Source organism: Desertivirga brevis (genome assembly GCF_017355835.1).
Window position 1 is genome coordinate 32,415 of sequence record NZ_JAFEWF010000012.1, and the last position, 24,059, is coordinate 56,473.

Annotated in this window: 27 protein-coding genes; 15 read left to right on the top strand and 12 right to left on the bottom strand. The window is 41.5% G+C overall.

Features of this window, described 5'->3' with window-relative positions; genetic code table 11:
• Positions 1 to 9: 9 nt before the first annotated feature.
• Positions 10 to 3,255 (top strand): SusC/RagA family TonB-linked outer membrane protein, encoded by a 3,246-nt coding sequence (locus J4N25_RS23385; protein ID WP_207424314.1) that lies wholly within the window; start codon positions 10 to 12, stop codon positions 3,253 to 3,255.
• 16 nt (positions 3,256 to 3,271) lie between these two features.
• Positions 3,272 to 4,633, top strand: coding sequence for a RagB/SusD family nutrient uptake outer membrane protein (locus J4N25_RS23390; protein WP_207424315.1), 1,362 nt, complete (start codon positions 3,272 to 3,274; stop codon positions 4,631 to 4,633).
• 97 nt (positions 4,634 to 4,730) lie between these two features.
• On the opposite strand, the gene J4N25_RS23395 is transcribed toward J4N25_RS23390, so the two are convergent.
• The 8 genes from J4N25_RS23395 to J4N25_RS23430 all read right to left on the bottom strand — a co-directional run bounded on the left by J4N25_RS23395 (position 4,731) and on the right by J4N25_RS23430 (position 8,938).
• Positions 4,731 to 5,018, bottom strand: a complete 288-nt coding sequence (locus J4N25_RS23395; protein WP_207424316.1) for a hypothetical protein — start codon at positions 5,016 to 5,018, stop codon at positions 4,731 to 4,733.
• 87 nt (positions 5,019 to 5,105) lie between these two features.
• On the bottom strand, positions 5,106 to 5,570 hold the full coding sequence (locus J4N25_RS23400; RefSeq protein WP_207424317.1) for a MauE/DoxX family redox-associated membrane protein: 465 nt from the start codon (positions 5,568 to 5,570) through the stop codon (positions 5,106 to 5,108).
• A gap of 118 nt (positions 5,571 to 5,688) precedes the next feature.
• On the bottom strand, positions 5,689 to 6,267 hold the full coding sequence (locus J4N25_RS23405; protein ID WP_207424318.1) for a Crp/Fnr family transcriptional regulator: 579 nt from the start codon (positions 6,265 to 6,267) through the stop codon (positions 5,689 to 5,691).
• 123 nt (positions 6,268 to 6,390) lie between these two features.
• A complete protein-coding gene (locus J4N25_RS23410; RefSeq protein ID WP_207424319.1) occupies positions 6,391 to 6,621 on the bottom strand; it encodes a hypothetical protein in 231 nt (76 codons plus the stop codon).
• A 52-nt stretch (positions 6,622 to 6,673) separates the two neighbouring features.
• Positions 6,674 to 7,219 (bottom strand): C40 family peptidase, encoded by a 546-nt coding sequence (locus J4N25_RS23415; protein WP_242696003.1) that lies wholly within the window; start codon positions 7,217 to 7,219, stop codon positions 6,674 to 6,676.
• Between the two features lie 19 nt (positions 7,220 to 7,238).
• Positions 7,239 to 7,577: a hypothetical protein gene (locus J4N25_RS23420; protein ID WP_207424320.1), complete on the bottom strand. Its 339-nt coding sequence runs from the start codon at positions 7,575 to 7,577 to the stop codon at positions 7,239 to 7,241.
• Between the two features lie 19 nt (positions 7,578 to 7,596).
• Positions 7,597 to 8,232, bottom strand: a complete 636-nt coding sequence (locus tag J4N25_RS23425; protein WP_207424321.1) for a DUF6266 family protein — start codon at positions 8,230 to 8,232, stop codon at positions 7,597 to 7,599.
• A gap of 58 nt (positions 8,233 to 8,290) precedes the next feature.
• Positions 8,291 to 8,938: a DUF6266 family protein gene (locus J4N25_RS23430; protein ID WP_207424322.1), complete on the bottom strand. Its 648-nt coding sequence runs from the start codon at positions 8,936 to 8,938 to the stop codon at positions 8,291 to 8,293.
• 844 nt (positions 8,939 to 9,782) lie between these two features.
• Between J4N25_RS23430 and J4N25_RS23435 the strand changes: the two genes are divergently transcribed.
• The 5 genes from J4N25_RS23435 to J4N25_RS23455 all read left to right on the top strand — a co-directional run bounded on the left by J4N25_RS23435 (position 9,783) and on the right by J4N25_RS23455 (position 14,315).
• Positions 9,783 to 10,037 carry a hypothetical protein gene (locus J4N25_RS23435; RefSeq protein WP_207424323.1) on the top strand — a complete coding sequence of 85 codons (255 nt, stop codon included), beginning with the start codon at positions 9,783 to 9,785 and terminating at the stop codon, positions 10,035 to 10,037.
• 97 nt (positions 10,038 to 10,134) lie between these two features.
• A complete protein-coding gene (locus J4N25_RS23440; protein WP_207424324.1) occupies positions 10,135 to 10,761 on the top strand; it encodes a hypothetical protein in 627 nt (208 codons plus the stop codon).
• A gap of 146 nt (positions 10,762 to 10,907) precedes the next feature.
• The gene (locus tag J4N25_RS23445; protein WP_207424325.1) at positions 10,908 to 12,560 is read left to right on the top strand and encodes a trypsin-like peptidase domain-containing protein; all 1,653 of its coding nucleotides are present in this window, start codon (positions 10,908 to 10,910) and stop codon (positions 12,558 to 12,560) included.
• Positions 12,561 to 13,069: 509 nt separating this feature from the next.
• The gene (locus tag J4N25_RS23450) at positions 13,070 to 13,696 is read left to right on the top strand and encodes a TetR/AcrR family transcriptional regulator (RefSeq protein ID WP_207424326.1); all 627 of its coding nucleotides are present in this window, start codon (positions 13,070 to 13,072) and stop codon (positions 13,694 to 13,696) included.
• Positions 13,697 to 13,889: 193 nt separating this feature from the next.
• Entirely contained in the window at positions 13,890 to 14,315 is a 426-nt protein-coding gene (locus J4N25_RS23455; protein WP_207424327.1) for a hypothetical protein, read from the top strand.
• A 150-nt stretch (positions 14,316 to 14,465) separates the two neighbouring features.
• Here J4N25_RS23455 and J4N25_RS23460 read toward each other — a convergent pair whose 3' ends face one another.
• On the bottom strand, positions 14,466 to 15,419 hold the full coding sequence (locus J4N25_RS23460) for a bifunctional helix-turn-helix transcriptional regulator/GNAT family N-acetyltransferase (RefSeq protein WP_207424328.1): 954 nt from the start codon (positions 15,417 to 15,419) through the stop codon (positions 14,466 to 14,468).
• 349 nt (positions 15,420 to 15,768) lie between these two features.
• Here J4N25_RS23460 and J4N25_RS23465 point away from each other — a divergent pair, with 349 nt between their 5' ends.
• The gene (locus tag J4N25_RS23465; protein ID WP_207424329.1) at positions 15,769 to 16,038 is read left to right on the top strand and encodes a hypothetical protein; all 270 of its coding nucleotides are present in this window, start codon (positions 15,769 to 15,771) and stop codon (positions 16,036 to 16,038) included.
• Between the two features lie 141 nt (positions 16,039 to 16,179).
• Here J4N25_RS23465 and J4N25_RS23470 read toward each other — a convergent pair whose 3' ends face one another.
• Both J4N25_RS23470 and J4N25_RS23475 read right to left on the bottom strand, forming a co-directional pair.
• A complete protein-coding gene (locus J4N25_RS23470; RefSeq protein ID WP_207424330.1) occupies positions 16,180 to 16,830 on the bottom strand; it encodes a zeta toxin family protein in 651 nt (216 codons plus the stop codon).
• A complete protein-coding gene (locus tag J4N25_RS23475; RefSeq protein ID WP_207424331.1) occupies positions 16,817 to 17,065 on the bottom strand; it encodes a hypothetical protein in 249 nt (82 codons plus the stop codon). The genes J4N25_RS23470 and J4N25_RS23475 overlap by 14 nt, the downstream gene beginning before the upstream one ends.
• 465 nt (positions 17,066 to 17,530) lie before the next feature.
• Between J4N25_RS23475 and J4N25_RS23480 the strand changes: the two genes are divergently transcribed.
• Positions 17,531 to 18,352, top strand: coding sequence for an SDR family NAD(P)-dependent oxidoreductase (locus J4N25_RS23480; protein ID WP_207424332.1), 822 nt, complete (start codon positions 17,531 to 17,533; stop codon positions 18,350 to 18,352).
• 134 nt (positions 18,353 to 18,486) lie between these two features.
• Positions 18,487 to 19,377: a helix-turn-helix domain-containing protein gene (locus J4N25_RS23485; protein WP_207424333.1), complete on the top strand. Its 891-nt coding sequence runs from the start codon at positions 18,487 to 18,489 to the stop codon at positions 19,375 to 19,377.
• 41 nt (positions 19,378 to 19,418) lie between these two features.
• On the opposite strand, the gene J4N25_RS23490 is transcribed toward J4N25_RS23485, so the two are convergent.
• Positions 19,419 to 20,309, bottom strand: a complete 891-nt coding sequence (locus tag J4N25_RS23490) for a helix-turn-helix domain-containing protein (RefSeq protein WP_207424334.1) — start codon at positions 20,307 to 20,309, stop codon at positions 19,419 to 19,421.
• Positions 20,310 to 20,566: 257 nt separating this feature from the next.
• Here J4N25_RS23490 and J4N25_RS23495 point away from each other — a divergent pair, with 257 nt between their 5' ends.
• The 5 genes from J4N25_RS23495 to J4N25_RS23515 all read left to right on the top strand — a co-directional run bounded on the left by J4N25_RS23495 (position 20,567) and on the right by J4N25_RS23515 (position 24,049).
• A complete protein-coding gene (locus tag J4N25_RS23495; RefSeq protein ID WP_207424335.1) occupies positions 20,567 to 21,136 on the top strand; it encodes a DUF417 family protein in 570 nt (189 codons plus the stop codon).
• A 33-nt stretch (positions 21,137 to 21,169) separates the two neighbouring features.
• Positions 21,170 to 21,712 (top strand): carboxymuconolactone decarboxylase family protein, encoded by a 543-nt coding sequence (locus J4N25_RS23500; protein WP_207424336.1) that lies wholly within the window; start codon positions 21,170 to 21,172, stop codon positions 21,710 to 21,712.
• 110 nt (positions 21,713 to 21,822) lie between these two features.
• Entirely contained in the window at positions 21,823 to 22,035 is a 213-nt protein-coding gene (locus J4N25_RS23505) for a hypothetical protein (protein ID WP_207424337.1), read from the top strand.
• 289 nt (positions 22,036 to 22,324) lie between these two features.
• Positions 22,325 to 22,864: an RNA polymerase sigma factor gene (locus J4N25_RS23510; RefSeq protein ID WP_207424338.1), complete on the top strand. Its 540-nt coding sequence runs from the start codon at positions 22,325 to 22,327 to the stop codon at positions 22,862 to 22,864.
• A gap of 36 nt (positions 22,865 to 22,900) precedes the next feature.
• Positions 22,901 to 24,049 carry a FecR family protein gene (locus J4N25_RS23515; protein WP_207424339.1) on the top strand — a complete coding sequence of 383 codons (1,149 nt, stop codon included), beginning with the start codon at positions 22,901 to 22,903 and terminating at the stop codon, positions 24,047 to 24,049.
• The last annotated feature ends 10 nt before the right edge of the window (positions 24,050 to 24,059 follow it).

Here is a 24,059-nt window from a genome sequence, read left to right on the forward strand (position 1 = left end):
TAAATAATTATGATCCAGCATTTTGAAAAATCTATACTCATTAAAATAAATTTCATTGCCATTCTACTTGCACTTTCCGGATTGTTCCTGACCTCAAATGTTGTAGCTCAAAGCGAAAGCTTTGAACTAAGCGGGAAAGTGGTCGACGAGAACGGAAAACCCTTGCCAGGTACATCGCTTGTTGTTGCGGGAAGCACAGTTGCACATACTGATCAGCTTGGGAAATTTGCTATAAGAACAAAAGTTGGTGATGTCCTCTTAGTTCGTTTTGTGGGTTACCAGGATAAAAAGATAACTATACATCCCGGTGATACCTCTCTGATAGTACGGATGGAACCTTCGAGAACCGAAATGGCAGCAGTACAGGTGACTGTTTCTACAGGTTACCAGCAATTGCCAAAGGAAAGGTCAACTGGATCTTTCAGTACCGTTGACGCCAAAGTGCTCGGTCAGCAGGTAAGTACCGGGCTGATGGAAAGATTGGAGGCTGTTGCTAATGGGATTACAGTCGATAGAAATACCAGTCAGCAAGGGCGCCTAATGGTAAGAGGGCTAAGTACCATCAACGGCCCAACTGCCCCGCTTATTGTTTTAGATAACTTTCCTTACGAAGGAGATCTGAATAATATCAATCCTAACGATGTTGAAAGTGTAACGATCTTAAAGGATGCTGCTGCGGCTTCTATCTGGGGCGCCAGGGCTGGAAATGGTGTAATTGTGATCACGACGAAAAAGGGCAGGTATGGGCAGAAAACTCAGATAGAGTTTAACAGCAATGCCGGTTTCGGTGAAAAGCCGGATCTGGGTTATTTAAGGCAGATATCTTCTGCTGATTTTGTCGAGGTAGAGAAGCTGCTGTTTGAGAAAGGTTATTATGATAGCCAGATAAACAATGCAGTTCAAACCGTATTAAGTCCGGCAGTGGAAATATTGCTAAGGAAACAGAATAATATTTTATCAGCTGATGAGGCAGATAGCCAGCTCGACCTGCTTAAGCAGCAAGATATGCGGGACGATTTCAGTAAACACTTTTACCAGCCATCCCTCAATCAGCAATATGCCTTATCGCTACGGGGCGGTTATGAGAATGTTTCCTGGAATGTATCGGGCGGTTATGACGATAATACCTCTAACCTGGATGCCCGCTATAAACGCTTCACATTAAGACTCAACAATAGTATCAAGCCTGTAAAGAACTTAACGATCAGTGCTGGGGGATTTATGACCAGCAGTAAGAGTACCAGTGGTAAGCCAGGTTATGGGGAAATAGGCTCCTTGTATGGTACTTACATCTATCCCTATGCTTCATTTGCTGATGAAGCAGGAAATCCTGTTGCCCTACCGCGAGAGTACAGGCAAAGTTTTTTGGAGACACTGGGAGGAGGGAAATTGCTGGACTGGAAGTATTATCCTCTGGAGGATTATAAAAATACAGTGAGTCAGAACTCGATACTGGACTTAAATCTGCATACCGGCCTGGAGTACAAATTTGCAAGGTATTTCAGCGTGGATTTAAAATACCTCTACGAGCGGCAAAATACTTCCGGAGAGCTAAACCAGGGGGAGAACAGCTGGTTCACCCGAAACATCATCAATACCTATAGTCAGCTTAGTTCTTCAGGTGCGCTGACTTATAAAATTCCAAGGGGTGCAATTTTGGATCTAACTGAAAAGAAGCTTAATAGTCAGAACCTGCGCGGTCAGTTGAATTTCAATAAGGACTGGAGTGTGCACAGTTTTAACGCGATAGCAGGAACTGAAATGAGAGAAACAAGAGTGAATGGGAATATCTACCGCACTTACGGCTATAACGGTAATATTTTAAACAATACCCCTGTTGATTACACTACCGCCTTTCCATCCATTATTAGTGGTTTTACCAGTTTCATCCCTAACCCAGCGGACTTTTCGCTTACCAATGATCGCTTTGTGTCTTATTATGCCAATGCAGCTTATTCTCTTCTCGGTAGATACACGTTGTCTTTGAGCGGCAGAAGGGACGCATCCAATCTATTTGGCGTGGGAACCAACGATAAGTGGAACCCCTTATGGTCGGCGGGATTAGGATGGGAACTTTCAAAGGAGCGTTTCTACTCTCTAAAATTGCTGTCTCTTTTAAAGCTTCGGGCAACCTACGGTTTTAGCGGAAATGTAAATCCTGCCATGACTGGCGTAACCACGATAGAATACCTGCCTGCTAATGCACTTACCGGACAACCCTACGCTCGTTTCCGTACCTATGCTAACCCGGAACTAAAATGGGAAACCGTCCGCACAAGCAATTTAGGGATAGATTTCAGAACTACCGCCGGCAGGGTATCCGGAAGCCTGGAGTATTACTGGAAAAAGGGAGATCACTTATTCGGCAGTGCACTAGTCGACTACACCGCTGGTATAGGCTCCACTATCGTAAAAAACGTGGCCAATATGAAAGGTAAGGGTTGGGATGTAGAGTTGAATAGCAATAATCTTAGCGGAAATCTGCGTTGGACGACTAACCTAAATATGAGTGGCTATAAAGACAGGGTCACTAAATACTACCTGAGTTCCAGGACTGGCAGCACCTTTATCAATACAAAACAAGCTATTTCAGGAGTGGAAGGAAGGCCGGTTTACTCAATATTCTCTTACAAATGGGCTGGCCTCGATGAGACTAACGGAGATCCATTGGGATACTTCAATGGGGAAGTTAGTAAAGACTATACTAGCTTAACAGGTGCTGCAACCACTGTTGATGATCTGAATTATCATGGATCGGCTATTCCTACCCTGTTTGGCTCTTTAGGAAATACTTTCTCCTGGAAAAATATCTCTTTAACCGCCCGCCTGTCCTATAAGTTCGGTTATTACTTCCGCCGTGAAAGCATTAATTACGGAAACTTATTTACCCAGTGGAGGGGAGATCAGGATTTTGCATTACGCTGGCAAGCCCCTGGAGACGAACAGCATACTAACGTTCCTTCCATGGTTTATCCTTATTCCTTTATCAGGGACGATTTTTATGCTGGATCATCTGTATTGGTAGAAAAAGGTGATCATGTTCGGCTTCAGTATATCAATCTTTCCTTTTCGCTGCCTGATAAGTACCTGAGGACTGTGAGCTTGAAAGGTTTAAACTTTTACCTGAACTGCTCCAACCTTGGACTTTTATGGGCGGCCAATACTAAAGGAATTGATCCGGATAATTATTACAGCTATTCCAGTCTTAAGCCTGCGAAAACATTTTCCCTTGGCTTAAAGGCAGATTTTAAATAAAAATAGAGACAAGACTATGTTTAGATTTATATATAAGGCAGTTTTATTGCTACTAATAACGATACTTATTTCCCTATCTGGCTGCGAAGATTTTCTGGATGAAAAGCCTAACCAGAAGCTGGCTGTACCCTCTACATTAGAGGATCTCCAAAACTTACTGGATAATACTGCAGCAATTAGCGTAAATAACGCTTCTTTACCTGAGGTTTGCGCTGACGATTACTACAATAGCGAGACCAACTGGAAGGCTTTGGATCCCTTTCTTAGAAATGCAACGATTTGGGAAAAAGACCTCGGCACGCAGGCAGTTAATTCTTGGCGAAATCAATATACTGCTATCTATTACATGAATTCGGTATTGGAAGGCTTGCAGAGTATTGAAAGAGGCGCTGGAAATGCGCAGCTTTATGACAATATAAAGGGACAGGCGCTTTATTACCGGGCAAAGTCTTTTTTGCTACTGGCTTCTCTTTTCTGCAAGGCCTATGACCCGGCAACAGCATCCAGTGATTTGGGATTGCCTTTAAGAACTGGGACTGACTTTAATAAGGTTTCTAAAAGGGAAAGTGTAGAAGCAACTTATTCTTCAATCCTGAATGATCTGAGTGCCGCAAGCTCCTTGCTAGACAACTCTCAGGTGCATAAGTTAAGGCCAACAAGGGCTGCAGCTTTCGGCTTGCTTAGTCGCGCTCACCTTTTTATGCGCAACTACCCAGCGGTTGGTGCATTCGCTGATTCCTGCCTTCAGATTAATAACAAGCTGCTCGATTATAATACGCTGAAGTCATCGGATACTTACCCAATAAAATATACCAATGATGAAGTTCTTATTTTAAACAGGATAACTGTACCCGCCCCTTTAAATGCTACATCGGGTAAAATTGATTCTAATCTTTACCGCTCTTACCACAACAATGATCTCCGGAAGAGTATCTATTTCAAAAAGAATGCAGATAATTCTTATGGATTCCGTGGGGGCTATGAAGGCAATGGATCTTTTTTTGGAGGGCAGGCAACGGATGAAATTTACCTGATGAGAGCTGAAGCTTTTGCACGTGCGGGAAAGAAAGACGAGGCGCTTCGAGATCTGAATGCCCTGCTGGAGAAGCGTTTCAAGGCTGGAACCTTTGTATCCGTAAGTGCTGCAAGTGCTGATGAGGCATTAGAGCTAATTTTAGTTGAGAGAAGGAAGGAGCTTCTGTTCCGTAATATACGTTGGCCGGATATCAAAAGGCTAAATAAAGAAGGCCGGAATATAAGCTTAGTAAGAAAGATCGGAGAGCAGGTTTATACTCTTCCCCCAAATGATAACCGCTTTGCGCTTCAAATACCGGAAGATGTAATTGCGTTATCGGGAATGGAACAGAATCCGAGGTAAGGATTTTTGAGAGGATTTCTACCATTGGACGGTTTTATATCATAGGTAGCATGATTAGGGAAGCAGGCAGGATGGCCTCATGCCATCCTGCTATTGCTTAATCGCGTTTGTGGTCTGACATTGCCACGATGTCGCTTTCAGAAACAGAATTCAGAAAGCTTTGCAAACCTTGCTGAGTGGAAGCATCCGTTTGAATGGAACAAGGAAGGGTTTCTCCTGAACCACAACCAGAAGGTTCAGCAACTCCTTGTTGATAAGCTGATGCTGACTTTATCTGTGATGAGTTTCCTGTAAATACCCAGGTTGTAGTTCTTCTGGCGCTGGTAAAGGCGCTTCCGATTACTGCTAATGCAATTACTGCTGTGCTTAAAATGTACTTTTTCATGTTTTTCAATTTTTGTGTTTTAAATAATAATAGATGTAGAGTTTAAGGGCTCCTTCACCTGGTGAAAAAGCTTCTTCTGTGTTGGAATTACTGTCTTGACCTCCTTTCTTTAATCAGTAAGCCGGCGATGGATAGGATGAGAAGCGTTATGTTAAATAGTAAATGAGCGTCCCAGGAAAGATAGGAGATAAGACCGCCACAGGTGCATGCTGTATCACCCAGTAGGTCAAGGAGAGCCATTACGACATAGAAAGTAAACACGAGCAGGAGTACAGTTGAGAGCTTGAATCCCAGCTTTCTTGTACTGGGAAAGAACAGAAGGATTACAGTTAGCAATTCAACGGCCGGGATAAACCAGGCAAGTATTCCAGCAATCGATTCCGGAACAGGTTGGTTTAGCATTTGCCGTTGTGTTTCCTCGAAATTCTGTAGTTTACTTAATGAGGAATAGGTATAGACTAAAATTAACAATAGGTAGCAAGTGGTAGTAACCAGATCGGAAGATATATAACCAAGCCTTGCTCTGTTTAGGATCTTGTATTCGATTTCCATAGCCGATGATCTTTACTCTAAAATTAGATCAGCTGAGGCGGGAAGTAAAGGGTCGAAAGTCGCGGGATGCAAAGAAGAATAAGGTTGAGGGATGGAGCAAATGCGTGGTTAGTTCTACCTATTTGCGAAAGATTTCCTGATTCTTAATCCTGCTGAGGTGTTTCCTCGACATGTTCAGGTAGGAGGAAAGCATAGGCAACGTTGCACGATCCGATATAAATCTGGATTGCAACCGGAATAGCCGGTATCTCTCAGCCGCTGAGTTGATCCTCAGGAACTGATCTCGCTGCTGTACTCGTTCATACCGGTACTCCAGCAGTTCCCTAATACCTTGGTTCAGTTCAGGGTAGTCTTTTATCACCAGCATCAGGTCTTCATAGCTGATTTGGTGTACTATACTCCGGTCCATAACTTCAACGTAATCTGATGAAACACCTCTGCTAAAAAAGTTACCTGGTATCAGAAAATCATTATCGGTAAAGAACTCTCTTGTAATTTCATTTGATTTCTGCAGGTAGTAAGAACGAAGCAGCCCTTTTTCTACAAAATAGATTGATCCTGCTTTTTGCCCTCCTCCAAGCAGGATTTGGTTGGGGGAATACACTTGTCTGATAAAGCTGGCTACAAGAGAGGTTTTAGTTTCAGTTGAGATAGAGGTAAGTTCTGTGAGTCTTACAAAAATAGGATGTATAGTCATAGTGATAATTCATGGAACTAATTTAGTCCGCTATTTTTGCAAGACTGGTGACATCAAATAATTTCTTTAAAAAAAGAAAGCCCTTTCGGGCCTTCTTCAACAAGTAGTAACATTTAAAAATTTCTAGTCTGACTCTCGCTTCACCGTTGCCGCTGAAACTGCAGACGCTACTACTCCTGCTGTTGCCAGGTACCCGGCAACTGTAATCACCGCCGCCGGTAAACTTATAGGTGCAGTCAATATAGCTCCACTAATTGCTGCTAGCACTAAACCCGCATTCCTTAACTTCTGAAAGAAGGGAGGACAGGGGGAGCTTAGGCGGGTACTTAAACTTAAGGTATTTTGATTTTTCATTCTGTTAATTTTAATTGTTCAAATTCTGTTAATTAAAGCCGGGGTACATTGTTTACTGCCACCTGGAAATGCAATAGATACTGCTAAGCAATCTCCTTTTTCTGAACACGCCATCTCCTTCGCGACTACCGGCTTCGTTGGTATTGCCTTCTACAGAAATGAGCATATTACTTTGTATCCGATCAACGAAGCCTACATGAGCAATTCTGCCCTTCTCGGGAAAGTAAAGTCCGAAAACATCTCCAATCAATAGCTTTTTGGGAAATGGGCTTCCGCGGATCCAGATCTGCTTGGATTTAGGAAAAAGGGAAGGGCTATAACCTGATCTTGGGTTCGGGATTCCTGCCTTTCCCAGAGCCCAGCAAACAAAACTGGCGCACCAGGGAGACCCTCTTTTTAATCCGGCATAAGCCAGGTACTCTTCTACCCGTACGCCATCATTTTTGCCACTTTTCTCCTTTACTCCAATCTCGGCTGTGTATATAGCCCTCAGGTCTTTTCTGCCTCGAACTGCTTTTTGCTCCTTATTAAAGTTGGTGATGCGAGAGACCTGCGAAAGGAGAAGAAGGGGCAGGATATAGGTTAATATTTTGATCATATTTTCCTTACTGCTGAGGTTAAACGAGGGCTGCAAGCGTGAAAACAAAACTCAGCAGCAGTATTAGGTAAAAGCCCAGGAAGATAAGCACTTTGTGGAGCTCCTTTAATCCCAGGAAGTCTAAGAACAGGTCGAACTGTGCATATTCGGCAAAGTCGGGCCAGATAGACCGGATGAGGATCCAGGTAACAGCCTTGAACGTTAGTACGCCAAGGATAGCCACAAAGACAGCACTCAATATGCCCGGATCCAGGGGCGCAGAGGTTACATCAATTTCTCTGATCAACCAGGGAAAGGCAAGGAATATGAGATACGATAGGCCTAGCATAGCGTACTCTTTTTTAAGTAATAAATTCATCTTTTTCTTATTGTTGGTATTAAGAAGTGAATCCCAGATAGTGTGTGGCCGACGCCTTTTTGAATGCCCTATCATGGAAAAAGAAATAGTAATGTAATTTTTGATTCCTGAAGGCTTCAGGAATGTAGAAATTCGCCACCCGGTCTATCCGTTCTCCGATATTTCGCTCAATTGCATATTCGTTCTTATCGGGCGAATAGATCAATACGGCTACCTCTTCTGCTGCTCCTTCAGGATTGTAATCCAGCTCGATATCCCATTCCACTCTGACGGTAAAGTTTTCCAGTAATTGCATTGCTGTCCTTGTTCTGGCAAGAGAGCCAGAGCTAAACATCAGTTCTGGATAATTGATCTCCAGATCCGGGTACTGGCCTTTGAACCCGTTCTTAAGTAGCTGCGACATGGCTGCTCCATAGCCGCTGGAAAAAGTTTTGCTTTTGCGAGTAATACTTTCTTCCAGCAGACTTCTGATGGGACTTAGCAAGGCCGAGGCCATGGCCATCTTTCGGTGTGAGGCCAGTTGCAGAAGGCTAAACTCCTGTTGCTTTTTCCTGGGAGCACTTCTGATGTAGCTTCTCTTACTGCCGTTGCAGCCTACTATATCGCCGATCCTTCCGGAAAACAGCATCTTTTTTAAGTTACGTAGTATTGCCATAGATTTTAAAGGATTAATGATGAGAAAAGAGCGGGCCGCTGAGGCCCGCTATGATTAATTAAAGTACAGTCACCTCGCCCATGTAATACGAGTTGGAAAGTCTTCCTTTCTCCGGGGAAGTAAGGAAGATATAACCATGAAGAGTATCTCCTGCATAGGTAGCCGGAACCTCAATATCGATCGTTCCATCACCTCTTAGTGCAGGGCTAAGACTGTTACTCATAAACAGTTTTTTAATACTGTTATAGAGGATAACCGTAACCTTGTCGGATACGCTGCCATTGAACTCGTTTGGTGTAGGATCCCAGCTTGCACTAACCTGTCCTGCTGTATCTGCAGTTAGCGTTGCAGCTCCCGGTAAATTAAGCGTTCCCTTACTGAGTAGCACCTTAGAATAATCAATGCTGAATTCAGGATAGACACCTGCGATAGCATTTGTGAGATTGTATTGTACCGCCAGGTTGTAGGCTGTTGCGCGCCCTGTTTTGCCACCGGCAAATCCCAGGTTCAACAGATCTTTCACCTGACCCAGGAAGGCGACCATCATCGCGAACTTCATTTGCTGTTCGATCTGGCCCTGACTGGGGTCTTTTTTACTACGTTTTGCAATTCCGCGGATGTAATTTATTTCCCGCCAGTTACTGCCTACCACACTTCCAACTTTACCACTGAATGAGCCATTTGCTCCATTATTAAATTCTGCCATTTTTTTAAAAATTTAAAGTTTTACCTTTTTGTGAATTATCGCTCAAAACGTATGGATACCGGTATTTTCTGTTTTGATGAAGCAATGTTAAGGGCTATTCCAGCGATCGAAAAATGAGTGAAAGGATTTGAAAGGATTTGAAAGAAATTGAAAGGATTTGAAATGAAAGGCAGGTTAAAATCCCTCAGCTTCGTCTGTTATTCGTCTTTTCTTTTACTGTTTGCTAAGACTGATTCGGGATCGGTTCGGGAAGGCTTTTACTGTTGTTTACCTTTTCTTTTACTAGTCTTTTGCAGTTCTTTTTCTTTTCTTTTACTAAAGTCGGCCAAGACTCGGCCGAGATTCGTCCAAGAGTCGTAGGGTTTCCGAATCGGTCTTAAACCCATCCCGAAAAGAGGTAAAAGACTTGCCGAAGAGAACCCTTTAAGCCTCTGGTTAAGAAGGTGTTTAAAGAAATGTTAATAAAAGGGGAAGTGTTGAATAATTTATTGCTGTATGTCACCACTTTGCGAAAAAAGCTGGGCTATTTTGGACAGATAACAACAAAAGGAGGTTTTATGATGAGAAATTTTACTAAATCTGGTTTTGAAAGATTAAGGAGCCCGCCAGGTTGAGAAAAACGTGATAGTTTTCATACTATCCTTAGAAAAAGTACACGTAATGAACTGATAAAGGTTTTCTTCTTTATTGTCTCCGCTTTATTAACGCTCCTAAACCTTTGTCCTAGGCATTACCACCAAATAATTATTCGCAATTTTTTCCGGTATGTGTATTCTGCCCGGAAAAATCATTTTCAGTTTAAACCCCTAATAACATGTTAAATGAATTAAAAATTCAATCCCTAATGACAGAGCAACTTCAGGTGCTCAAAGAGATCCGCAAATTTTTTGAAGACTTCTTCAAACCTAAAAAAGTTAATAAAGAAGAGTTGAAAGACGACAATTATGTAAAGACCCTTCTTGGCATAAGCGACACTACACTTTGGCGAATGAAGCAGAGTGGAATTCTGCTTGGTTCTAAAATTGGCGGTCGTGATTATTATTCTCACGAGTACCTGATGCAAGTGTACGAAGACCGCAAAAGGAAAAAGGGAAAATAGAGTTTGGAAGAGGGGAGGTGCTAGCTACTTCCCCTTTTGTTTCATCAGCTTAGCTAGTGTTTTTTATTTAAATTATAATTACATTTCAAAAATCCTTATGCAAGATTTTAATTACCGCCAGCACTTAATTAATATCCATCAAGATCTTCAATACTTCGTAAACGAGCTTTATGCCTACGGTTTGAGGATCGGAGAGAAGGGCGAGCTATCCGATATGCACAAGATCTTCGAAGTAGGAGACGAAATACCAGGGGATCTGGACATCTTGTGGGCTTTAGAAAGCGAGGCTGTTGCTGGCTTTGTAAAGATCATTGAATCTCTTTTCGAAATACAAGCCTCTCTGGTTAACCTGAACGCACTTTCTGAAGAAGAGTTGGAATTATCTAAGGAGCTTGAATCGGAAGAAGACCCTGAGGAAGAAAACGAACTTCCAGATCTTGGTGTTTACCTGAACGCCCAACGCTTTGTCTACGGCGAACTTCTTAACGCTTTTCTTGCCACCTGGCAACTGGCCCATCAAACTGAAGAAGTTCCGGAATCAGCTATCAGTCTTTTTGACGATTATTTCTTCGATGGCAAACTAGAATTAGCATCGGAAGATGCAAATGTTCAGCTACTGATGGAGGGTATAAACGAGATATTAGAGCTAAACAGGGAGATTAATTATTATGAGGATGAAGATGAGGATATGGATATGAGGAAAATGGGCTGGACAATGGAGTAGAGGAGGGTAACAGCTTCTGTAAATCGGAATAATTCAACCTACAATTAGATAAAAGAGTCGATTGTCCAACATTAATGCTTACATGTCCAAGGTATAAACTGGTGTTGTTGTTATGTTTGTAACTGGCCAATCTGCTAATTAAACTAATGCTTGCTGCTGAGAAACTTCTTTTTTCGTTAGTTTTTGTTTTTTTACAACTCAGCAATGCTGCTATTGTAAAAGCACAGACGGGTGATATTCAAAGTGTAATTTACAAAGCTATTGAAAAGGCCAGACCTGCGAGTGTAAGGATCTGGGGCTTTGATACGGTTTCAAAACAACAGAATAGCGCTCAATTTAGCGGAGTAGTAGTTACCTCAGAGGGCCATGTTCTTACCGTTGCACATACGATCAAACCCGGAAATACCTATAAAATTTTGTTTCCGGATGGGTTGGAAGTGTTAGGGGTGGCACACGGACGAATAGGGATGGCAAATGATGCCAATCGCCCCGATATGGGAATGATTAAAATTCAACCGAAAGGAAAATATCCCTTCGCAGAAATGGCCTGGTCCGGATCTCTTAAACCTGATGAGCCTTGCTTAAGTATAGCTTATCCGGAGAAGCTGAATCAGCTTTTTCCAACAATAAGATTTGGCGTAATTGCAGATACTCAACTTCATTATGGATTTCTTCGTTCTACTTGCAAAATGGAACCGGGGGACTCCGGTGGCCCGCTTTTCGATTATTTAGGCCGGGTAATCGCATTACATAGCAGAATTGATACTCTGGAGAAAGATAACTACGAGGTGCCGGTCGATCTCTATAGAAAGTACTGGACTGCCCTGAATGAAGTTAAAGATTACGAAACATTACCCTCAACCTTAGATAGCATTGGAACAGATCCTTTGAAAGATGCCATTCTTACCATGACAGAGCTTAAGGCTTTAACAGCTTCTAAGCGCAAAACAAGTGTGGTTAGTATCCGTACTTTTGACCACGGGAACGAGGTATCTATTCTGGGAACAGTTATTCAATTTAAAGGATCCTTGTACGTCCTAAGCAAAAGTTCTGAAGTGGGTGATAAGGGATATATTCTTGCCGCTGGTAGAAAAAATAACTTTAGTATCGTAGCCAGGGATAAGGATAAAGACCTGGTATTATTAAAGATTAAGGGGAGTTTACATAAGTCCATTTCAGCACTGCCTCCAGCTTCATCAGATCAAGTGGAACTTAAGACCGGAGCAATATTATCTGCTCAGTTAGCAGCAAATAAGGTAATGACGGGTGTTTTAAGCAGTGGAGTATTCGATCTACCCTTAATGTTCAGCAGAGGATACTTTGGCGCCAACGCTGTTTTTAGAAACAGTAAAGTTGAATTGTCAAGTATTTACCCGGGTAGTCCGGCTGAAACAGGAGGGCTGCAATTAGGAGATAAAATTCTGGAAATAGGAGGTGTTCCCATGACTGCCCCTATTGATTATGGGAGAACATTAGGGGAATATATCCCGGGGGATGATGTAAAAATCAATTTGGAGAGAAATGGGGCGAACATGGTTAAAGTAATAACCATGAAAAAAGTGCCTGAAACGTCGCACCCTGCAGGCAAATTCCCAGGAGGAAGTAGTACGCGTTGTGACGGCTTCAAAAATATTTTTGTTCATGATATTGCCGTGCGGGCGGAAGAGTGTGGGAGCCCAATCTTCACAAGCGACGGTAAATTCATGGGGATCAATATTGCCAGGTTCTCCCGTACCGCAACTGTAGTTATCAAAACATCAGATATTGAATCGTTTCTTGAAACTTCTGTGAAAGAATAAGGGTTATTTAATTCCCTCAAAGGAATATAATGCCTACGAGCCCTCTGATAAGTTATACTTGATGAAAGCCCTGGATTTCTATGATAGCAAGGAGTTGAATAATTATATTGACTCAGTAAGGAAGATTGAGTATGGTAAACTGGATGTCGTTTCTAGAGAATAATCCATGATATTTATTGGATGTGTGGACCGTTGCCACTTGTATTTTGCCGGATCTTAACCTGTTCCTGGATCTGACTCGTTCTTCAAATTTGCTGCGATTTTCATCAAGGATTCATGCTAAACAAAACCATACTATCAATTTTTCTTATAGCTCTTAGCAGTTGCTGTTATATAGGACCTCGAACACCGTATGGCCTTTCCTTGCTATTATTTATATCTCTTCATTATTAATAATACCCTCTTAATATATTATTAACCTCTCGTTAATTTAATTTCTAAAAAGTGACCCAAGTCCTATTTTTTTGTTTCACCCCTGTCTAACTTTAATAAAAGAATAAAATTAAGACATGGTTAATCAAGAAGTTACGCGAAAGACGATCCTGGAGGCTGCAAGAACTTTAATTAAAAAGTTGGGCTGGCAGAGTTTAACGGTTGAAATGCTGATAGCTGAGGCAAAAATTAGCAAATCAACTTTTGAAAACTATTACAAGAACCTGGATGAGCTCAAAAAGGCATATATCCAAAGTCAGGATTTCTGGTTTAAGCAACTTGGAAAATTGAGGAAGCCAGATTTTAATATTAACTCAAGCAAAGAGGTAAAGGAATTCCTGAAATCATTGATGGTTGAACGGCTCAATTTCATTTTTGAAAGTGAAGAATGGCGAGATATTATTCGGGAACAGGTTCGTACTAGTGCCCCCTTATTTAGTATTATTATTGAGACCAGAGAAAATGCAGCCTCCCTGGTACTAGACATTGTAAATCCTTTTTTCTCAAATTCAACTGTTGAAATTGGAGCAGCTATGGCCATGGTATTCAGTTCAATAGATTTCTTTAGCCTTCCGGAAGCTCCATATGGTTTCCTTGGTTTTAGTGCCGGCAGCCGGACGCCAGAACAGCGGCAGGATCTGATTAAAACAATTGATTTAGTAATAGATGAAGCCTTTTCCAAATGTCCGGAATTAGTTAATTGACCAATCTATTCTTGAGCGAGAGATCGTTGCAAAGCTCAGCTGATAGTCGCTTTAAGAGGTCGAGGTGTATCTTTAAATAGGAGAGATGATGGAAAGAAAGCCGTTCTAATTAAGTTCGGCTTTTGTGTTTTAAATCATTTTTCTTATTCGGTTTAGCCTTGAAATTAAGCTTATATAATTAAACCTATCCGAGATGGACAACCTACCCGAGAATAGAAATTCTGTAGATACTATTTTATCAGATTTTGAGGCTGAGCAATATGTCAAGGCTTTTTGGCGAGAGCCGACAGATGATGAATTGAATGAGCTAGCCCTGCATATAGCAACAGATTACATTGAAGGGATGAGTAGATATATGGAACTTGAGATGGACGATGTCGAAATGATTATAATGTTAGAAGAACAAAAGCAGAAGAATCTAAATGAGCTCAAGAGCTTAACAAGAGTAATGGAGATGCCAGGGTTGAACGCTATAGTGTTTTATACCCTGGCATTTTGTTTTTCCAAAACCCGAAAAGACAATAAAATCTGGTTCGGGGATGGTTTCATACGTTATATTAAGCGAGATGGGGTTTTGTGGTGGCACGATGAAGAGAATGATGTTTTGTTTGAGTTTTAAAAAACTTTTGCAGCCGGCTTCGTTGCCAGTACCCTTTTTGTAACCTGGCATCGTATCTGCTTTACAAGCCAGGACCGGATATTTCAGGAAAGATTGATAGCATTTCCCCTGCGCATAAATAAGTGTAGCACCATGAGTAGAAGGAAGAACTTAAAGTTCAACTTCCATTTGAATATTGCACCGCTCGTAGGGAGAGGGTGCTCCCGTTACTTTCTTAAAACCAAGTTTTTGATAAAGTGAAATAGCGGGCTTCAAAATGGTATTACTTTCCAGGTAGATCTTTCTGGCGCCAAGTTCTCTGGCTTTGTGCAATGCCGCTTGTCCCAGGAGCCATCCAATATTCTTGCCCTGAGCCTCCGGCGAAACTGCCATTTTCGCTAATTCGAAATCGCAATCTCCTTCCTGCATTTTAAGTAATGCACATACACCCATTGGTAAATCGTCATAGAGCGCTACTAAGATATAGCCACCTTTTTGAATGATGCTTTCATCGGGATTATCTAGTGCTTTATGATCTGAGGCTTCCATCTTAAAGTACTTAGTTATCCATTCTTCATTTAAGCTTCGAAAGACAGAAGCATATTCAGGCTTATAATCAACGATCTTTACTTTAGCACTTTCACGTTTCTTTTGAACTTCTTTTACCCGGTCGAAAAGGGATTTTTGATCAAGGAGGTACTCACATTCCTCAATGGCTTTCCACAAATCGCAGGTGGATTGCGATAAAAGCTCATTAACCGCTTGCCCTACGTCAAGGTACTGCGATTGCATAGGTTCAATGATTTTTCTGCCTTTTTCAGTCAGCTTTATCATATTGCGGCGGCCATCATTTTTATCCTTTGTTTCTTTTACCAAACCGGCCTTCGACATCTCCCGCACAATCTTGCTTACCGAGGGATGGCTGTGGCCTATATCTTTCGCTAAAGCGGTGACACTTTTACTACCCTCTGAGGCTAATATGAAAAATACCGGATACCATTTGGGCTGTATCGGCACCTGGTATAATTTGTAGATCTCCTCGGCATCACTGGAGATTCTATCTGTAAGTAATCTTAAGCGGCTTCCAATTGCAGCTGGGCCAGCGTTACTAAAAAAAATATTCATACGATTACGTAACTGGTTACGCAAATGTAGAGAAAGTGTCCTTTTAGTCCAAACAGTTGCTAGGAAAACTGATATATTAATGACTTAAACTAATTACTTATAGAATGACTAAGGCTAGAACATTTATCAATCCTGAGTTGGTGAGGCAAGGGAAAGATGAAAGAAAAGCGTTTTTTTAGGTAAAAAATTGTGTTGCAAACCTGCAGCGTTAAGGGCCAGGATGGCAAAGGTGGATGAGATCATCCGTGGGATGGATCAGCTACTTCAATTCGACATTAGTGTTTAAGGTCATTTTTCTCGTGGAAACTAGTTTTTAATTTAGGAAGACAAACTTTATTACTAAAAATTCATGAATAAAAAGGATTTAACTGAATATCTTGACTATTGGAACCAGCAGGATAAAGCCGAAGGCGGATTTAAGCCAATTAATCCCTACCAGTTAGGAGGGTATATGATCTCACCAAGCTTTTTCCTTAAATGGTATGTGGACAAGGAGGAATTTATTGCTCTTGCAAAAGAGATGGAGTTCGATTTGAGTGAAGTGGAGAGCTCAAAGATGAGTTTTCAGTACGGCGATCAGAATGTAGAAATAGAAATTTATCCGGAGCATGAACACTAGGTTTTCTTTGGAGCTTCTCCGAAGACTTTATGTTTCTATAGAAGGGAACTGGAGTGAACTTTAGCTTGCCTGGCTCTTATTTACTCCTCTCTCTGACCTTAAGCTTTTGCCAAGAAAATAAAGATAAAGTCCTAAATAATGCTATAGTTTAAACCGTCTTTGCAAATTTCCTTCCGGCTCAATCTTTTCACTAATATTGGAAAAGCTTTGATTGCTCATTATAATATCAAAAGTCGCTTTATCCATCCTATCTTGCTGAAATGAGTATTCAGCAAATCTTTTAATGAAGTTAAAGTCATTGCTCTGGTAGCGAAGCAGTTCCATACCCTTAAATGTTATCAAATTTTCTGCCTCATTCAATCCACCATTATATATTAGGTCAGTTCGATCGAAGTAAAAGTAATAATGCGAGAAGTTCTTGAAGTTTTCATTAAAGTTAATCAATACTGTGTCTTTCGAGATCGCTAGTCCATTTTCTAAAATCCTTCTTCTATTCGCACGATCAAGAGATTTATTGGGCGAGTCAAGAAAAAGCTGAACTTGTTGAGTGAAGTAACCTGCATCCTTCGCTTTATCTACCAGCTTCGAGAATTTGGGGTCATTGAAAACGGTTTCCAGTATAATGTCTCGCCTGTGTTTAATGGATTTGTCGAATAGTTCAAAGATCCTTCCCTTAAACACATCAGTCATTAAAATGTCGAAGGTTTCCAGTTGAGATATACGGGAACGTATAAAACTGGATTTCCCGACAGCATTAGGTCCTGTAACAAAAACAAGTTCAGGGGTGCTCATTAATAGGCGCTAGATAGGTATCAATCACCTCAACGGGATAGCCATTCTCATCATACTTATAATCTACCAAGGCTAAAAATATTTCCCCCGTTGGTAGCTCTTTTCGAAGGTACCCCCCGTCAGCGTTCCGTTCGGAGTAGTAAGGATTGCCCAATTCGAAAGCTCTTTGTCTTCCAAGCTCATGTAGATTTGTTAAATTCTTAAGTAGTTCATCGACTTTGCTTAACGCTTCCATATCCTAAGGTACTTATTTCAAAGATACAAAAATTGAACTGAATGGTTTTATATCTGCCTAGGAGAACTTGCTCCTCCTTCAAAAATTGTAAGAATGTTACAGGCAGGGTAAGCTTGAACAAGGTCTGGAATCTTTAAAGGGAAAAGTCATAGTACTTGAATGGGACGGCACACGAAAACCTCTTATGCGTTTACTGAACAAGGTGTTGCTTTGTTATCAGAAATAGTGATAGAGCTATCTCGGTGAGTATCCAGATTACCTGCTACGGTTGCTTTATTCTTGAATCCCCTTGTAGGGGCCTGGAAAAGACCATTAGGTTGCCGTCCTATATCAATATCTAGAAAGAAAGAGGATAATTAAGGCTTTCGTAAATCTGTGCTATTCTTCCCGACAAACGGGTTATTTATCCCACGTAAATCAGCCCACCTTTGAAATATCAAAAACAACAAAAAAAATATTACAATCATGAGCAAGACAATTTTCATCACAGGAGCATCTAGAGGATTTGGAAAACTTTGGGCAGAGGCCTTTTTAAAACGTGGCGATAAAGTAGCTGCAACTTCGCGTAACATCAGCGGACTACAGGATCTGAGCGATATATACGGTGACAGCTTTTTACCAATTGCCTTAGACATAACCGACCGTGAGGCAGCCATTGAGGCGGTAAATAAAGCGCATCGTCATTTTGGAAGTCTGGATGTGGTCATTAACAATGCAGGATATGGTGTATTTGGCGCAGTTGAAGAAGCAAGCGAGCAGGAAACCAAAGATGTATTTAATGCCAATGTCTTCGGTACATTGTGGATTACACAAGCAGCTCTGCCCATTTTCCGTGAACAGCGTCATGGTCACATTATTCAACTGTCGAGCGTTCTGGGCGTTTGGTCGTTGCCAACATTGGGAATTTACAATGCCACCAAATTTGCTGTGGAAGGCTTTAGTGAAGCCCTGGCTAGTGAGGTAGCCGAATTTGGCATTAATGTAACGCTAATAGAACCTAACGGCTACACTACCGATTTTGGTGGTGCATCAGCAGTGCAGAGCAAAGCTATTGCTGCGTACGACAATATCAAAGCCAGCCTTGCTACAGCGGAAGGCCTGCAGTCTGATGACTATGGCAAACCTGAAGCTACCGTACCTGCCATTCTAAAATTGATTGATGCAGAAAATCCGCCCTTACGCCTCTTCTTAGGCAAAGTTGGTTACAGTAAAACAAAACGTGTGTACCAGGAAAAACTTGACACCTGGAAAGCATGGGAAGATGTATCTGTAGCTGCACATGGCTGATTAAGCGGAATCGGGCGCTCTCTGTTGTCCAACAAAAGCAGGGCGCCCTTACCATCATTATAGAAAAATATTGCAAGCTAAGAGCAGTATTTGGTTTTATTTTTTAGTGATAACGCCCTACATTGTATGACAATATGAAACATTACAGCACACTTACGGATCTGCACAAAGGAAATGGCTGGGCTCCGCCGGAACACCCCCTGTTTAGTGTGATAGGCTGTCAGAGCGACTGCCCTTTGGGTGACCGTGAGTTTACCTCTGACTGCTATATGATCGGCTTCAAAAAGGTTAAATCAGGCGTGATACTTTATGGTCGTACAGAGTATGACCATTCCAACGGATCCATGATGTTTGTAAGACCCCGGCAGATCATCGAGATGAAGAACCTGGAGTTTGAAGAAAGGGGATTTATGCTGCTGATCCATGAGGATTATTTGAACGGGCATGAACTTTATAAAGCTATCCAGAAATATGGCTACTTCGATTATGAGGTCAACGAGGCGCTGCATCTGTCGCCACGTGAAGAAGCCGTTATTTGGGAGCTGCATGATAAAATCAAATCGGAATATGAAAATAACCCGGACGAGTATAGTAGGGAAATCATCCTTGGCCATCTTGCGTCCGTACTGATGTATGCACAGCGCTACTACAAACGCCAATTTGTTAATCGCACCGAAGTATCGGGCAAAACGGCTACCCGTTTTCTTGAGGTTCTTCAGGACTATTACCACAAGGGCCTTTTACAAACACAAGGATTACCATCGGTGAACCATCTGGCTGAAAGCCTGTTTGTCTCCCCGCGATACCTGAGTGATTTGTTGAAACAGGAAACCGGCAAAACGGCGATGGATCTGATTCATATCTCATTAATTAGTGAAGCCAAGAACCTTTTGAGGGAAGGACAACAGGGTGTTGCTGAAATTGCCTACCAACTTGGCTTTGAGAATAGTTCTTACTTTACCCGTCTGTTCAAAAAGCAAACTGGCATGAAGCCACTGGAATTTAAAAAGTTACATCTGAACTGAACGGTATAAGATAATTCACCCAAGAACTGAAATTTGATTGATCAGCTTTTGGGTAAATCTGCTACAATAGATATCCCGGTTCTGTCCCTGAATGCCTGGGGTGAAACTTTAGTGATCTTTTTAAAAAACCTGCTGAAGTAAAACTCATCCTGAAACTTCAGATTAAAAGCAATTTCCTTGATGCTTTGCCGTGTCAGGTGAAGTTGCTTTTTAGCTTCCAGTACCAGCCGCTCCTGGATTAACTGCGATGGCGTCTTTTTAAAGTAGTGCTGGCTGCGACGGGTGAAATTATCCGGTGTCATTGCCAATAGACTGGCATAGTCTGCCGGTTTGCGCAGATTAAGGTAATGCTGATCTAAAAGCTGCCTGAATTTTTCCATCTGTTCATCTTTTTTGATTAAAACAGAAGTTCCATCAAGCTCCCTCATTTTGATACTGCTTGATTTCGCAAGAAAGAGTTGCAAATAGGAGCGGATAACGATCTCGGAAGGGCAGTCCAGCCTTGCTTCCTCCTCCATTTCCTTTAGTATTCTTGAAAAGCTAGCGGACTGAGTGTCGGAGAGAGAAATGATCGGATCTAAATAGATATTGTTGAACAAAAGTCCGTTACATGCAACTTCTTTGCGATGATATTCGATGCAATAAAAATCACCGTGGAATTGCAGCACAACGCATCGCAAATTAATGCAGTCCCGCAGGTGAAGTACTTGTAAGGGGGTAGCAAATAAGAGAGCAGGAGCGGTAAACGGGAAAGCACCGAAATCTGCCTGAAATATACCTTTTCCTTGTGTGATCAGTAAAATGGTATATTCTGAATATTGCGTGGGATTGCATAAGGCTTCTCCCTCCAGGTGTTGCAAGCCTAACAAATATTCGCCAGATGAAGAATAAATAACCGGTATGGGCTTTAACATACTATAAGTATTGCGCATTGTGATCTGCATTCAAAAATAGAGGATTATGCGCTCCTTCAGCTGATATAATTATCAAATTTATTATCGATCAGAGATAATCTTAAAAGACGGTGTAAAATGTTCAAATGAGTCTAACCAATCTGTCGAATCGTTGCCGTGTAAAATCTGTAGTTATGGATAAAAAAGGGGCTTGAAGGATTTGTCCATGGATTGGCCTGTTCGGTCCATGTTCCGGCGTTGGAGGCAGCTGTATTTTTGGTAAAAAAATAAACAGCATGAAAAATTCAATCATAAATACTGTAGCCAGCCTGGACCAATTTGGAAAAAATGCCATACGCTTCGGAATTGTCGTCGTATTTCTTTGGATAGGTGGCCTGAAGTTCTTCACTTATGAGGCCGACGGCATCGTGCCTTTTGTGGCAAACAGTCCTTTTATGTCTTTCTTTTACAACTTTCCTACTGACTACAAGCAGCACATGAACAAGGAGGGCGAGCTGATTGCCGCTAACCATGAGTGGCATGTTCAAAATAATACTTATGGCTTCTCAAAAGGCCTGGGTATCCTGCTGATCACGATGGCTATTTTAGTTGCCCTGCACCCTGTAGCTCCTCTTTATAGTATAATCGGCAACATATTAATTCTTATAATGACGCTCGGTACCCTGTCATTTCTGATAACAACACCTGAAAGTTGGGTGCCGCATCTGACTGACCACCAATGGGGATTTCCTTATTTATCAGCACGTGGCAGACTCGTTATTAAGGACCTTGTCATCCTTGGTGGGGCCATTGTTACCATGAGCGATTCGGCCAGGGCATACCTCAACCGCCACCCTCATATCTAACAACAGCTTATTACTTATTAATTCATATATATCATGAAAACTATCACAGTACCTGCAAGAGAGCAGGTAAGCACTGAATCGCAGGCAATTTTTGATCAGATACAGAAAAAAATGGGAAAAGTTCCTAACCTGTACGCAACTATCGGCTATTCTGCCACGGCGTTGAAAAGCATGCTGGATTACGAAGCAACTCTAACAAGCAGCAGCATTTTTACAGCTAAGGAGCGTGAGGCCATTAACCTAGTCGTTTCGCAGGTAAATGCTTGTAATTATTGTCTCGCTGCTCATACCGCCATTGCTCAAATGAAAGGCTTCACTAAGGAGGAAACCATTCAGATCAGGAAAGGCATTTCGAAAGACACAAAATTGGATGCCATTATCCTTTTGGCGCAATCAATTGCAGAGAATAAAGGCCAGGCAGATGTTACGCTTACCCACAATTTTTTTGCTGCAGGTTATGATGAAGCCGCTTTAATCGAGCTGATCGGACTGGTCACTTTGAGAACATTTACTAATTATGTTTACGCTGCAACCGAAATCCCGATCGATTTTCCTTTAGCAGATCCAATCAATTGAGAATCGGTTACTCTTAAGTCTATTTACAGCATAAGTGCTTAATTGTCACTTATGCTGTTTTTGATTCCAAAATCCGACTCTGATGGAAAGAAAGCCGTTCCCTCTCCAAAATGGACAACCTACCCGAGAATGGAAATTCTGTAGATACTATTTTATCAGATCTTGAGGCTGAGCAATACGTCAGGGCTTTTTGGCGAGAGCCTACAGATGAGGAATTGAAAGAGCTAGCCCTGTACATAGCAACAGATTACGTTGAAGGGATGAGTAACTATATGGAACTTGAGATAGGCGATCGCGACAGGATTCTGGAGGAAAATCCTTGAAAATCCTCCTATAACAGCCAAGTGGCTTCATTCCCATGTAAAACTGTTCTCTTCAGCAAAAACAGGATGCATTCCTTCCCGTCAGGATTTGCAATGTTTATGATAATGAGGATTGGATATAATATAAATTATGACTTATTTAGCTAACAACAATAACCAATATGAATTAACCATTAACAACGAGGAATAGGGACCTTTATTTTTTTATCTTTCAATGACAACGTTAGCGTAATTGTTAAAAAAGATGGAAATTTAGAAACATCCTTCCCCTGATCATTAGTTTACCTATATGGATGATAAGGAAGAGCTACTTTTACAGCAAATAAAGAATGGAGACGGACTGCGGGGCTATGAACAGATCTTCAAGCATTATTATAAGGGAATAGTATTAGAAGCCTTTTACATTCTTAAAGATGAGATGGAGGCTGAGGATCTGGTGCAGTCATTTTTTTTGGAGGCCTGGGAGAAGCAAATTCTAGGTAATATTAACACCTCTCTACGGTCTTATCTTCATACTGCAGTCAGGAACCGCTGTTTTAATCTGCTGGAAAAAAGGAAAACCGAGGAAAAGAGGCTGAACAGCTTTTTGGATACTTTAGATGAATTTTCTGTTAACCCAGACCTGGAGAGGAAGGAATTTTCTAAACGACTCGAACTGATGCTAGCCGCCTTGCCGAAACAGCGTTTGGAAGTTGTAAACCTAGTATATTTGGAAGAAAAGAAGTATCAGGAAGCAGCCAGCGCTATGGGAATTAGTATCAATTCGGTTAAAACTCACCTGAAGCTTGCTCTGAAGAGTTTACGATCAAAATTAAATTCTTTAATTTGATTCACCCGCTTTTCTGTAATAGCTGTCAACGAATAAATGAAAGAGGACAAGGATATCATTTCGCTAATGTTTCAGAAGCTGGGAGGAACCATTTCTCCTGAGGATGATGAATTTTTGAATGACCGTCTTCTTGAAGATGAAGAGCTAAGAGAAAAGTGGAAGGAGATCGAGACGTTTGGTAAATCGCATTCGTCGGAAAGATTCCTTAAGAAAATTAACGAAGAAACAGCCTGGAGTAAAATTGAAGCTCAGATAGAAAAATTACAGGCAGAGGAACCTAGGAAATACTCTTACAAGTTTTATTTTCCTGCTGCGGCTATTTGCATTATCACATTTGCCTTATCAATTTATTTTTATCTTAAGCCCGGCGTAGCAGAACATTCAACGGCGATTAAAAAGCAGAGTTTTCCTGCGGGTATTAAACTGACCCTGCAAGATGGGACGTCTGTTGATTTAGATGTTAAGGGAAAGAAAGATATAGATGTCCTGGGTACTACCGTTACTGCAAGTGAGGACGGCCTTTATCTAGGCAATGTAAAAGGAGATTCAAATCAGTGGAGTACACTAAGCATCCCTGCGAAACTGGATTATAAAATTGTTTTGGCAGATGGGACGGAAGTCTTTTTGAATTCCTCCTCGAGTTTAAAATTCCCTATCAAGTTCACAGGGATAAAAAGAGAAGTTTTCCTAGCAGGCGAGGCTTACTTTAAAGTAGCTAGAGATGAAAAAAAGCCGTTTATTGTTCACACACCTGAAACGGATGTTCAAGTACTTGGAACGGAATTTAATATAGATGCCTATACTCCAGCCGTTGTTACATCCTTAGTTCATGGGGCAGTGAAAACTTCCGCAGGTAACGGCGATCACATTGTTTTGCACCCAGGCATTCAGGCTAAATATTTAAGAGGAAAAGGCTTTTCCACTTCGTCATTTGACCCAGCCTCGGTTACTTCCTGGATGGCGGGATCATATCATTTTGAAGATGAGGATTTGGCTACCATTGCTAAAATTATTCCACGCTGGTTTGATATTAATAGTGTAGTATTTGATAATAAATCACTGGAAGATCTTCGCATTACCGGGGAGATAAACAAACATAAGCCTTTAAACCTGTTTCTGCATAATATCGAAGCTGCCACCGGAGCAAAATGTATCCTTAAGGGGGATGTCCTTCATCTAAAATAATATCCCACAA